Origin of the sequence: Pseudomonas sp. PDNC002 (genome assembly GCF_016919445.1) — a bacterium.
In the GTDB taxonomy this organism is placed as follows: Bacteria; Pseudomonadota; Gammaproteobacteria; order Pseudomonadales; family Pseudomonadaceae; genus Pseudomonas.
Genome location: NZ_CP070356.1, coordinates 3,167,970 through 3,179,630 on the forward strand (window position 1 = coordinate 3,167,970; position 11,661 = coordinate 3,179,630).

Genomic DNA, 11,661 nt, shown 5'->3' on the forward strand with positions numbered 1-11,661 from the left:
AATCCCGCAGAAGTGCTTCGCGGACAAGGTCCGCTCCTACAAGAGCCGTTCCTGCGTAGTGGGCGGGGCGTGCTTCCGCATTCGCCTGCCGGGTTGATCGGCCTGCTTTCGTAGGAGCGGATCTTATCCGCGAAATCCCGCTGAAGTGCTTCGCGGACAAGGTCCGCTCCTACAAGAGCCGTTCCTGCGTAGTGGGCGGAGCGTGCTTCCGCATTCGCCTGCCGGGTTGATCGGCCTGCTTCCGTAGGAGCGGATCTTATCCGCGAAATCCCGCAGAAGCGCTTCGCGGACAAGGTCCGCTCCTACAAGAGCCATTCCTGCGTAGTGGACGGGCGTGCTTCCGCATTCGCCTGCCGGGTTGATCGGCCTGCCTTCGTAGGAGCGGATCTTATCCGCCAAATCCTGCAGAAGCGCTTCGCGGACAAGGTCCGCTCCTACAAGAGCTGTTCCTGCGTAGCGGGCGGGGCGTCCTTCCGCATTCGCCTGCCGGGTTGATCGGCCTGCTTCCGTAGGAGCAGATCTTATCCGCGACATCCCGCAGAGGGGCTTCGCGGACAAGGTCCGCTCCTACAAGGGCCATTCCTGTGTAGTGGGTGGGGCGCGCTCCTGCAGGGCGATGCCTGCCTTCCTTTCACTCCCCCTGCTGCGCCCGGTACGCCCCCGGCGTCAGCCCCGTCCATTTCTTGAATGCCCGGTGGAACGCCGACGGTTCGGAGAAGCCGAGCTGGTCGGCGATGTCCTGGATGGAGTGCTCGTCGCGGCCCAGGTAGTAGATCGCCAGGTCGCGGCGCAACTGATCTTTCAATTCCTGGAAGTTCGGCCCTTCCTCGCGCAGGTGTCGGCGCAGGGTCTGTGGGCTCATGTGCAGTTGCGCGGCAACCTGCTCCAGGTCCGGCCAGCTGCGGCAGTCGCGGCCGAGCAGGCGGCGAATCTGGCTGGTGAGGCTGTCGCCGCCGTCGGGTCGGGCCAGCAGGTCGGCGGGTGAATCCTTGAGGAAGTGCTTGAGCGTGCGTTCGTCCTGCAGCAGCGGCATGTCCAGGTAGCGCGCCTGCAGCAGCAGGCTGGTGCTGCCGGCGGAGAAGCGGCGAGGGCAGGGGAAGAGCAGGTCGTACTCGGCCTCGTGTTCGGGAGCCGGATAGCTGAAGGTGGCTTCCTCCAGGCGGATGCGCTGGCCGATCAGCCAACTGGCCAGGCGATGCCAGATCAGCAGCAGGCTTTCGGCGAGGAAGTGGTCCGGGTCGCGCAAGTGGGTTTCATCCAGCGTCAGCCGCGCCCGGTCGCCATCGCGCTCCAGATGGATCAGCGGTGCTTCGGGAAACAGGCCGTAGAACAGCGACCCCCGCCCCAGCGCCTTCTCCAGCGTGCGGCAGTGGATGATGGCGTTGCACATCATGGCGAAGGTGCCGCGCTTGCTGGGCAGGGCGCCGAAGCCCATGTACTCGTCGTCGAGCGCCTCCCACAGGCACTGCATCAGGTGGGTGAACTGCGATGGATCGATGCGTGCGCGGGGCTCGTCGAGGATGGCCGGGGCGATTCCGGCGTCGCGTAGCAGCGCCTGGGTGTTCAGGCCCTTCCGGGCAGCGCCCTGCACGGCAGCGCGGACGAAATGGCTGGCAATGGTGCGTTCACGCATGAGCGGTCCTTGTTGTTCTGACCGCGTATCCAACGGCTGCGCGGCAATCCCGATCAAACCTGACCGGGGTTCTACAATCTACGGTACGAAGGCCGTGGCGGATACCCGCCAGAGGGCGGGAAATCCGCCAGGGTGAAGGCGGGAATCCGCCAGATTGGGGCCTTCTCGTGCCGTGACTTTTTGCGGAAGTTATTGAATTTAAAGGGATTACTTATTTTTTAAAGGTCTGGCACAGCACTTGCCATAAGCGTTCAAGGCCTGCCTTCGGGCATGCCCTGAAAACAAATTCTCCCACTGCAGGGAGATAACGCGTTCGGTCTTGCGTTTCCCCATCAGGAGCGCATGCCCGTGAGGACAGAGCTGCCATGACCAAGCAACCCTTCTACAAAAGCCTGTACGTGCAGGTACTGATCGCCATCGCCATCGGTATCGCACTCGGCCACTTCTACCCCGACACCGCCAAACTGATGAAGCCGCTGGGCGATGGCTTCGTCAAACTGATCAAGATGGCCATCGCGCCGATCATCTTCTGCACCGTGGTAACCGGCATCGCCGGTATGCAGAGCATGAAGGCCGTGGGCAAGACGGGCGGCATGGCACTGCTGTACTTCGAAATCGTTTCCACCGTCGCGCTGATCATCGGCCTGGTCGTGGTCAACGTCGTCCAGCCGGGTGCCGGCATGCATGCCGACGTCGCTACGCTGACCGCGGAGATGAACAAGAACGCGGCCCTGACCGGGTTCATCGCGTCCGGCGAGAAGCAGAGCACCATCGACTTCTTCATGAACGTCATCCCGAGCACCGTGGTCGGCGCCTTCGCCAACGGTGACATCCTCCAGGTGCTGTTCTTCTCCGTGCTGTTCGGCTACGCGCTGCACCGCATGGGCGACTACGGCCAGCCGGTGTTCCAGTTCATCGATCGCATCACCCACGTGATGTTCAACATCATCAACGTGATCATGAAGGTCGCGCCCATCGGTGCCTTCGGCGCCATGGCGTTCACCATCGGTGCCTACGGCCTCGGTTCGCTGGTGCAACTGGGCCAGTTGATGCTGTGCTTCTACATCACCTGCCTGCTGTTCGTGCTGATCGTGCTGGGCGGTATCGCCCGCGCCCACGGCTTCAGCATCCTGCGCTTCATCGCCTACATCCGCGAAGAACTGCTGATCGTACTGGGCACCTCGTCCTCCGAGTCGGCCCTGCCGCGCATGATCGCCAAGATGGAGAAGTTGGGCGCCGACAAGAGCGTCGTCGGCCTGGTGATCCCGACCGGCTACTCGTTCAACCTGGACGGCACCTCGATCTACCTGACCATGGCCGCCGTGTTCATCGCCCAGGCCACCGACACCCCGATGGATATCACCCACCAGCTGACCCTGCTGGTCGTGCTGCTGATCGCCTCCAAGGGCGCTGCCGGCGTTACCGGTTCGGGCTTCATCGTGCTGGCCGCCACCCTGTCCGCCGTCGGCCACCTGCCGGTTGCCGGTCTGGCGCTGATCCTGGGTATCGACCGCTTCATGTCCGAAGCGCGCGCCTTGACCAACCTGGTCGGCAACGGCGTCGCCACCATCGTGGTCGCCAAGTGGTGCAAGCAGCTGGACGAGAAGACCCTGTCCGCAGAGCTGGCCGCTGGCCCGGGCAACTCCGCGGAGCTGCAGCCTTCCTGACGGTTTTCCCAACGAGCAATTCGGCCCGGTGAACGTGAAGCACCGGAGCCTTTCCAGCCCGCTCATATGAGCGGGCTTTTTTATGGGCGGGTGGTTGGCGCGGCAGCTCTTTTTGCAGGAGCGGGCTTGCTCGCGAACGGTTTCCCGGCAGCTCCGGAGCTGGGCGGGTTCGCGAGCAGGCTCGCTCCTACAACGTTGGCTGGTGGATCGGCCATACCCGGCGAGCGCAGGAGTAACTGTCTTCCTGGGGTTAGCCCGTGCCTGCGATGTTCCCTCACCCTAACCCTCTCCCAGAGGGAGAGGGGACCGTTCAATGCAGGATGAAGCCTTGGTGTCAGCCGGCGCAGACGGCTCCCTCTCCCCCTGGGAGAGGGCTGGGGTGAGGGCCGGCCCAAGCACAGAAATACACCGTAGGGGGGGGGGACTCCGTCCGCGATCGGGTGGGCTTCAGCGGGAGGAGGGCGTAGGCGAACGGGGAAACGGATGAGGGGAGAACGCCCAGGGATCAGAGAATGATCTTGTCCTTGAGCTTCTCCGCCGCCTGCTGCAGCGCCTGGATGACCCGTTCCTTGTCGTAGTTCTGCACGTTGTTGGTGTCCAGGTACATGGAGAAGCCTGGCACCTCGTGCTCGATGAAGCTGGGGTTGGAGCCCAGGTCGCGGCGGAAGTCGACCACCTGGTAGATCTGCACCGGCTTGCTGAAACCCTTCACCGCGATCTGGCCTTTGTCGCGGCACATCAGCACGTCCTTCACCAGCGAGTAGGTCTCGTGGCTGATGAGGATTTCCCCGGCTTCCGCGGCGCTTTCCAGGCGGCTGGCGAGGTTCACCTCGCGGCCGATGATGGTGTAGTCCATGCGTGTGTCGGCGCCGAAGTTGCCCACGGTGCAGTAGCCGGTGTTCAGGCCCATGCGGATTTCCAGCGGCTTGGTGATGCCCTGGGCGCGCCACTGCTGGCGCATGACCTTCATGTGCTTGCGCATGGCCACGGCCATCGACACGGCCGCCACGGCATCCTTCTTGGCGCCCTGGGTCGACGGGTCGCCGAAGAACACCATCACGCAGTCGCCGACGAACTTGTCGATGGTGCCGCCGTACTTGAGGGCGATCTTCGACATTTCGTTCAGGTAGTTGTTGAGCATGTCGGTGAGGGCTTCGGCTTCCAGCTCCTCGGACAGCTCGGTGAAGCCCTTGATGTCGGAGAAGAACACCGTGAGCTTCTTGCGCTGGGTTTCCAGGCGCACCGTGCGTTTGCCGCTGAAGATCGACTCCCACACTTGTGGCGACAGGTACTTGGCCAGGTTGCTGGCCAGGCGCGCGGCCTTTTCCTGCTCCAGGGTGATCTCCGAGCGCGCCTGGGCCAGGCGCAGCCCCTGCTGGTGCACGAAGAAGGCGGTGATGCAGATGTACAGGGTGGAGAACAGCACGCTGACCAGCGCGACGATGGTCGGCGTGGCGCCCTTGTAGCCAGGGCCGATCAGCGCGGCGGAGAGTACCGACGCGCTCAGCCCCACCAGCAGGGCCAGGCCGAGGGAGCGCAGGCCGCCGATGATCAGCGCGGAGAAGGCGAGGATCAGCACCAGCATCAGGCTGGGGACCTCCGAGAAACCCATCAGCGTGGTGGCGACGCCGGCATGCAGGGCGTCGATGAATAGCAGCACCAGGCGGGTGCGCTGCGGGTTGTCGCGCTTGAAGCGGCGGCTGACCTGCTGGGCAAGGTGCGGGTAGAGCAGGGCGTACGGAATCATCCAGAGGATGTCGTAGCCGAAGTACTTGGCGAAGGTGCCGGCAGTGATGGTCGCGGCGATGGCGATATAGGCCAGCACGCGGGAATGGTATTCGCGCAGAGGAACTGGGGTGAGCGGAGTGCTGGGGCGCTCGAGAACGTTAGGCTTCATGCGCAAGAAACTTCCCTGGTGCGCGTAGGCTCGTGGCCATTTGCGCGTCTGATTTTGTGGGGAATCTTATTCCATGCGCAGCCCCCGGGCCAGCGGCGGTTCGCCACTCTTCGTCGCGGACCGCCGGTCGTTTCGGGACCCTCAGGCCATGGTGCCGTCGGGCTTCTGGTAGATCGAACGGCGCGGCTGGGCGAAGACCCGACGCAGCATGGGCTCGAAGAACTCCAGCGGCAGCACTTCGCCCTCCGGATCGAAGGCGGCGGCGTCGTAGCGCGCGCAGAATTCGATGGTCTGCTCGAACTGCGGGTGATCCTTGAACTGCTCGCGCAGGTGCCGATCCAGGCCCAGGTGATGGAAGAAGTAGTAGCCCTGGAAGATCGCGTGCTTCTCGATCATCCACAGGTTCGCTTCGCTGACGAACGGCTTGAGGATCGCGGCGGCGATGTCGGCGTGGTTGAACGAGCCGAGGGTGTCGCCGATGTCGTGGAGCAGGGCGCAGACCACGTATTCCTCTTCGCGGCCGTCGCGATGGGCCAGGGTGGCGGTCTGTAGCGAGTGGGTCAGGCGGTCCACCGGGAAGCCGCCGAAGTCGCCATCGAGCAGGCGCAGGTGGGTCATGATGCGGTCAGGGAGCAGGGCGGCGTACTGGCCGAAGTCCTTGGCGATGATCGCCCAGTCCTCGGCGGTGCCGTCTTCCATGTGGGTGAAGTTGGCGCGTGCGTTCATCAGGCTGTGCTCTTGTAGTTGTTGGGTTCGACTGGGGTGGCACCGGTCCAGTCTAGAAGCCTGAGTGGCGCGCGGTAGTGTCCGCAGGGCGCCAGCGGGCTGTCCCGCTGGGCGCGAATGGCGCGGCATCAGCCGCACGGATGGCGGCTGATGTTCAAGGCGCGCTCAGGGGTTCTGCGGATCGTGCCCCAGCGATTGCAGGAACAGCGAGAACAGCTCCGGCTGCGAGGAGATGTCGAGCTTGTTGTACAGGTGGCGGCGGTGGACCTTGATGGTCTCCGGCGAGATCGCCAGGCGCTCGGCCATGGCCTTGGAGGAGTAACCCCGCAGGATCAGCCGGGCGATCTCCAACTCGCGCTCGGACAGCACGCCCGCGCCGAAATGGCTCAGGGCATCGCGCACCTGCACCGCCACGCCATCGCTGGCACCTGGCAGAAGGCGCTGGCTGCGTTGCTGCCAGTGCTGCGCCATCAGCGCCAGTACCCACGGGCAAAGCATTGCCAGCAGGCCGGTCTGCTCGCCATCGAACAGCCTGCGCATGCCCAGTGACAGCGACAGCGCGCCCTGGCCGGGGAGCTGGAGGATGAACTGCACCTCGTCTTCGAGCACGTTGTCGTGGAAGTAGCTGAGGAAGTATTCGCTCTGGCGGAACTGGTCCGGGGAGATTTCCTCCAGCCGGTACAGCCCGCTGGGCACGCCCTCGCGGCAGGCCTGGTAGAACGGGTCGAGTTGGTACAGGCCGTCCAGGTAGATGGCCATGGCCGCCGGGCCGGCCGTGGGTTCGGCGTCGTACTCCTCCAGCGCCACCGGGGTACCGCTGGCCGGGTAGAACATCGCCAGGGCGTTATCGAACGGCAACCACTGGTGCAGCAGCAGGACCAGTTGCTTCCAGAAGCGCGGCTGGCCGATCTGCTCGATGGCGCGGCCCAGGTTGGCGTGCATGCCGACTTCGCGGAACAGGGTGTGCATCCGGGGGCGTTCTCTGAGAGGGGAGGAGTGGGCCCACGGTTTCCTCCTTTTAACCTGTCGCCGTCAAGGGGGCGTAACCCCAAATGGTGATTGGCCGCCACGCTGGCCATGCCCAGACTGCACCCTACGCAGCGCCCCGCTCAGAGGGCGCGACAAGGTCTTCGTTCCTGCCTCAGCCATCAATAACAACACGAGGAAACAACGATATGAGCGCTTCCCCTGCGCCAGCGAGCGCGCTCAAGCCCAGCCTGGGCGTGCTCGACGTAGTCGCCATCACCGTCTCGGCGGTCACTCCCGCCAGCTCCGTTTTCGTCATCGCTCCCTTCGCCATCCAGCAGGCCGGCAGCGGCGCCTTCCTGGCGTTCGTCTTCGCCGGCTTCCTGGCCCTGATGTTCGCCTGGTGCTACGCCGAGCTGGGGCGCGCCCACAGCTCCGCCGGTGGCGAATACGTCTACGCCAAGCGCGTATTCGGCGGGCTCGCCGGCTACGCCACTTTCCTCACCGTACTGGTCTCGCTGCTGTTCATCCCGCCCGTGCTGGCAACCGGCGCGGCGACCTACCTCAACAACGCCCTGGGGACGAACTTCGACACCCAGACCGTCGCCCTGGTAATCGTCGCTGCCAGCTACGTGCTGGGCATCCTGAATATCCGCGTGAATGCCTGGATCACCGGCGTGTTTCTGCTCTGCGAAGTGGCGGCGCTGCTGGTGATCGTGGTGCTCGGCTTCGGCCATGTCAGCCAGCCGATGAGCGTACTGATGCAGCCGCAGCACATCGACGGCGGGATACTGGCCGCCGCGCCCTGGGCGCTGGTGATCGGCGCCGTGGGTACCGCGCTGTTCTCCTACAACGGCTTCGGCGGCGCGGTGCTGCTGGCCGAGGACATGAAGTGCGGCGGGCGCAACGTACACCGGGCGGTGATCTGGTCGCTGGTACTGGTGGTGGCGATCGAGATCGTTCCGCTGACCGCGCTGTTGCTGGGCGCGCCTTCGCTGAAAGACATGATCGCCAGCCCCGATCCGGTTGGCTACCTGCTCACCGCCCACGGCAACGAAACGCTGTCGCGGCTGGTCAGCGCCGGCATCTTCCTCTCGGTGTTCAACGCCATCGTCGCCATCGTCATTCAGGTCGGCCGGGTGATCTTCAGCAGCGGCCGTGACGAGCTGTGGACGCCGCTGATGAACCGCGCCTTCACCCGCATCCATCCGCGCTGGGAATCGCCGTGGATAGCCACGCTGTTCCTCGGCGTCCCTTCGGCAGCGCTGAGCTTCAGCTCGAACCTGGAGGAGCTGACCTCCTTCACGGTCCTGCTGCTGGTGATGGTCTACCTGGTGGTGGCGCTCTGCGCGCTGTTCAGCCGCGTGCTGCGCCGCGACCGCGAGCACCCTTACCGCATGCCGCTGTGGCCGTTGCCGGCGATGCTGGCCGTGGTCGGCGCCGGTTACCTGTTGCTCAACCTGCTGATGGACGCTTCCTCGCGGGACATCATGATCATTGTCGGGATACTGGCTGTGTCGGTGATTCTCTACAGCACCTACGGCAAGCTCAGCCCGGCCTTCCAGAAGCTCTGAAACCCTGTTCGACAACCAAGGAGACAGCATGCGCGCTCGTCAACTCGGCATCACCCTCGGCCTGGGCACGCCCGGCGAGTTCAACGCCATCACCGACGTTCCCGGCATCCGCGTCGGCCACAGCACGCTGATAGGCGAGCGCGATGGTCGCGCCGTACGCACCGGGGTCACGGTGGTCCAGCCGCGCGAGGGGGCGGCACGCCAGCAACCCTGTTTTGCCGGCTGCCATGTGCTCAACGGCAATGGCGACGCCACGGGACTGGAGTGGATTCGCGAGGCGGGGCTGCTGACCACGCCCATCGCCATCACCAACACCCACAGCGTGGGCGCGGTGCGCGATGCGCTGATCGCCGCCGAGCATGCCGAGCTGGCCGACCCGTCCATCTACTGGTGCATGCCGGTGGTGATGGAAACCTATGACGGGCTGCTCAACGACATCTGGGGCCAGCATGTGGGCGCCGAGCAGGTGCGCGAGGCGCTGGCCGCGGCCGAATCCGGCCCGGTGCGGGAAGGCCCGGTGGGCGGCGGCACGGGGATGATCTGCCACGAGTTCAAGGGCGGCATCGGTACGGCCTCGCGCAAGCTGCCGGCGGAGCAGGGCGGCTGGACGGTGGGCGCGCTGGTGCAGGCCAACCACGGCCAGCGCCGCGAGCTGCGGGTGGATGGCTATCCGGTCGGGCGTCACCTGGGCGATGTGCCGTCGCCCTTCGCCGAACAGGGCACGCCGGGCATGGGCTCCATCGTGGTGATCCTCGCCACCGACGCGCCATTGCTGCCGCACCAGTGCCAGCGCCTGGCGCAACGCGCCTCGCTGGGGATCGCCCGCACCGGCGGCGGGACCGACGATTCCAGCGGCGACATCTTCCTCGCCTTCGCCACTGGCAACCGCGACCTGCCGCCGGCGGACTACGGGCGCAAGAACCTGCCGTTCGCCACGGCGCTGGAGATGGTCAACAACGACCACATCTCGCCGCTTTTCGCCGCTGCGGTCGAGGCGGTGGAAGAGGCCATCGTCAATGTGCTGCTGGCCGGCAAGGACATGCGCACCGATGACGGCGTGCTGGTGCCGGCGCTGACTGGGGAGCGCCTGCTGGCGGCGCTGCGCGAGGTCGGTTGGAAGGGGGAGCGCTAACCAGCGGTGGTCGGTGGCTGGGTGTCCCCTGTAGGAGCGTGGGGGACGCCTGGTTCTTGCGCGCGAACGGGTTTTCCGGCCGCTCTGGCGCTGGGCGGGTTCGCGAGCAAGCTCGCTCCTACAAAGGAAGTCCGTGCCATGAAAAAAGCCGGAGCTGCTGGGCAGCTCCGGCTTCTTCGTTTGTGTAGGAGCGGACTGCGTCCGCGATAGGTCCGCATTGCGCCGGAAGCCATCGCGGACACAGTCCGCTCCTACGCCGCGCCCATCTCTGGCGGCACGGCTCCCCGAATCAGTTCGGGGTATAGATCTGGTCGAACACGCCACCGTCGGCGAAGTGGGTCTTCTGCACGGTGCGCCAGTCGCCGAAGGTCTTCACCACGGAGAAGAAGTCTACTTTCGGGAAGCGGTCGGAGAACTTGGCCAGCACTTCCGGGTTGCGCGGGCGCAGGTAGTTGTTCGCCGCGATGGTCTGGCCTTCGTCGGACCACAGGTACTTCAGGTAGGCCTCGGCTTCGGCGCGGGTACCTTTCTTGTCGACTACCTTGTCGACCACGGCCACCGGCGGCTCGGCTTCGGCGGAGACGCTCGGGTAGACCACTTCGAAGCCGCCACGGCCGAACTCGCGGGCGATCATCTCGGCTTCGTTCTCGAAGGTCACCAGCACGTCGCCGATCTGGTTCTGCATGAAGGTGGTGGTCGCCGCGCGGCCGCCGGTATCCAGCACCGGGACGTTCTTGAACAGCTGGGCGACGAATTCCTTGGCCTTGGCTTCATCGGCGCCGTGCTTCTGCGCGTAGCCCCAGGCGGAGAGATAGGTGTAGCGGCCGTTGCCGGAGGTCTTGGGGTTCGGTACCACGACCTGCACGCCCGGCTTCACCAGGTCGTTCCAGTCCTTCAGGCCCTTGGGGTTGCCCTTGCGCACGATGAACACGGTGGCAGAGGTGAACGGCGCGCTGTTGTTCGGCAGGCGGCTGGCCCAGTCCTTCGGCACCAGGCCGCCATTGTCGGCCAGGGCGTCGATGTCGGTGGCCTGGTTCATGGTGATGACGTCGGCCGGCAGGCCGTCGATCACGGCGCGGGCCTGTTTGCTGGAACCGCCGTGGGACATCTGGATGGTGATCTTCTCGCCTTTCTCGGCTTGCCAGTGTTTCTGGAAGGCGGCGTTGTAGTCCTTGTAGAAGTCACGCATTACGTCATAGGAGACGTTGAGCAGGGGCTGGGCGGCCTGGGCGGCAGAGGCCAGGGCAAGGCCGGCGGCCAGCAGCGAGGCGCTGAACAGACGTTTCACGAGCAGTTCCTTTTGGCAGTGTTGTTGGGTGTCGATTATGCCGACAGGTTATATGGCACTTAAATACTTAAAGGCTATTTGCTTATGCGGGGATCAGGGGCCGCAGTTCCCCTTCGAGGTTCTCCCGCGCCTGGGTCTCCCACTCCTGCCGCAATGACGGGAGCTGGTAGAGCTGCGGCTGGTCGAGCAACTGGCGCAGCACCTTGGCGCGCCCCGCATCGAACAGCGCTTGCGGCACCCACGCATATTCGCGGCGCACCGCGGCCTGGTACTCGGCGTAAACGGGCGGGGCGCTCGCGAGAATGGAGAGATCGATGTCCGCCACCAGCGCAGCATCGCCAGCAAGCCCGCCGGCCTGGTGACAGGTCGCCATGATCAGCTCCCGCAGCGCTTCGCGATGCTGGTCGAGACCGGCCTCGGCGAGCCAATTGCAGGCGAGCGCCGCGCTGGCGGCCTCGTTGTCCTGGCGTCGGGTGTCATAGATCACGTCGTGCAGCCACAACGCCAGTTCCACCTGGGCCGGTTGCCGGGCCAGGCGCTGCAGACGGTCCAGGTGGGCCAGGCACGCAAGGATGTGCTGCGTGCTGTGGTAGTGCCGGTCGCTGCCGCCGTAAAGGCGCTCCAGCTCGGCGAAACTGCCCGGCGGCGGGGCGCCGCCGAGCTGTTGCCAGAGCGATTCCCAGCGCAATGGGTCGAGTGCGCGCATCGATGCTCCACGAAGGGGAAGGTTGCCCGGCAGCCTAGCAGGCCGGTCGGGCAATGACTGCCCCCGCAGTCG

Annotated in this window: 9 protein-coding genes; 3 read left to right on the forward strand and 6 right to left on the reverse strand. The window is 65.2% G+C overall.

Annotated features, from left to right (window positions below; genetic code table 11):
- Positions 1 to 631: 631 nt before the first annotated feature.
- Positions 632 to 1,633, reverse strand: coding sequence for an AraC family transcriptional regulator (locus tag JVX91_RS14645; protein WP_205339878.1), 1,002 nt, complete (start codon positions 1,631 to 1,633; stop codon positions 632 to 634).
- A gap of 365 nt (positions 1,634 to 1,998) precedes the next feature.
- Between JVX91_RS14645 and JVX91_RS14650 the strand changes: the two genes are divergently transcribed.
- Positions 1,999 to 3,300: a dicarboxylate/amino acid:cation symporter gene (locus JVX91_RS14650; protein ID WP_205339879.1), complete on the forward strand. Its 1,302-nt coding sequence runs from the start codon at positions 1,999 to 2,001 to the stop codon at positions 3,298 to 3,300.
- Positions 3,301 to 3,805: 505 nt separating this feature from the next.
- On the opposite strand, the gene JVX91_RS14655 is transcribed toward JVX91_RS14650, so the two are convergent.
- From JVX91_RS14655 to JVX91_RS14665, 3 genes are all read right to left on the reverse strand, one after another.
- On the reverse strand, positions 3,806 to 5,197 hold the full coding sequence (locus JVX91_RS14655) for an adenylate/guanylate cyclase domain-containing protein (protein WP_205339880.1): 1,392 nt from the start codon (positions 5,195 to 5,197) through the stop codon (positions 3,806 to 3,808).
- A gap of 141 nt (positions 5,198 to 5,338) precedes the next feature.
- The gene (locus JVX91_RS14660; protein ID WP_205339881.1) at positions 5,339 to 5,923 is read right to left on the reverse strand and encodes an HD domain-containing protein; all 585 of its coding nucleotides are present in this window, start codon (positions 5,921 to 5,923) and stop codon (positions 5,339 to 5,341) included.
- 165 nt (positions 5,924 to 6,088) lie between these two features.
- Entirely contained in the window at positions 6,089 to 6,892 is an 804-nt protein-coding gene (locus JVX91_RS14665) for a helix-turn-helix transcriptional regulator (protein ID WP_205339882.1), read from the reverse strand.
- A gap of 206 nt (positions 6,893 to 7,098) precedes the next feature.
- Between JVX91_RS14665 and JVX91_RS14670 the strand changes: the two genes are divergently transcribed.
- Both JVX91_RS14670 and JVX91_RS14675 read left to right on the forward strand, forming a co-directional pair.
- Positions 7,099 to 8,463, forward strand: a complete 1,365-nt coding sequence (locus JVX91_RS14670) for an APC family permease (protein ID WP_205339883.1) — start codon at positions 7,099 to 7,101, stop codon at positions 8,461 to 8,463.
- Between the two features lie 28 nt (positions 8,464 to 8,491).
- Positions 8,492 to 9,595, forward strand: a complete 1,104-nt coding sequence (locus JVX91_RS14675; RefSeq protein WP_205339884.1) for a P1 family peptidase — start codon at positions 8,492 to 8,494, stop codon at positions 9,593 to 9,595.
- Between the two features lie 289 nt (positions 9,596 to 9,884).
- On the opposite strand, the gene JVX91_RS14680 is transcribed toward JVX91_RS14675, so the two are convergent.
- Both JVX91_RS14680 and JVX91_RS14685 read right to left on the reverse strand, forming a co-directional pair.
- On the reverse strand, positions 9,885 to 10,883 hold the full coding sequence (locus tag JVX91_RS14680; RefSeq protein WP_205339885.1) for a sulfate ABC transporter substrate-binding protein: 999 nt from the start codon (positions 10,881 to 10,883) through the stop codon (positions 9,885 to 9,887).
- Between the two features lie 82 nt (positions 10,884 to 10,965).
- A complete protein-coding gene (locus JVX91_RS14685; RefSeq protein ID WP_205339886.1) occupies positions 10,966 to 11,589 on the reverse strand; it encodes a hypothetical protein in 624 nt (207 codons plus the stop codon).
- Between the last annotated feature and the right edge of the window lie 72 nt (positions 11,590 to 11,661).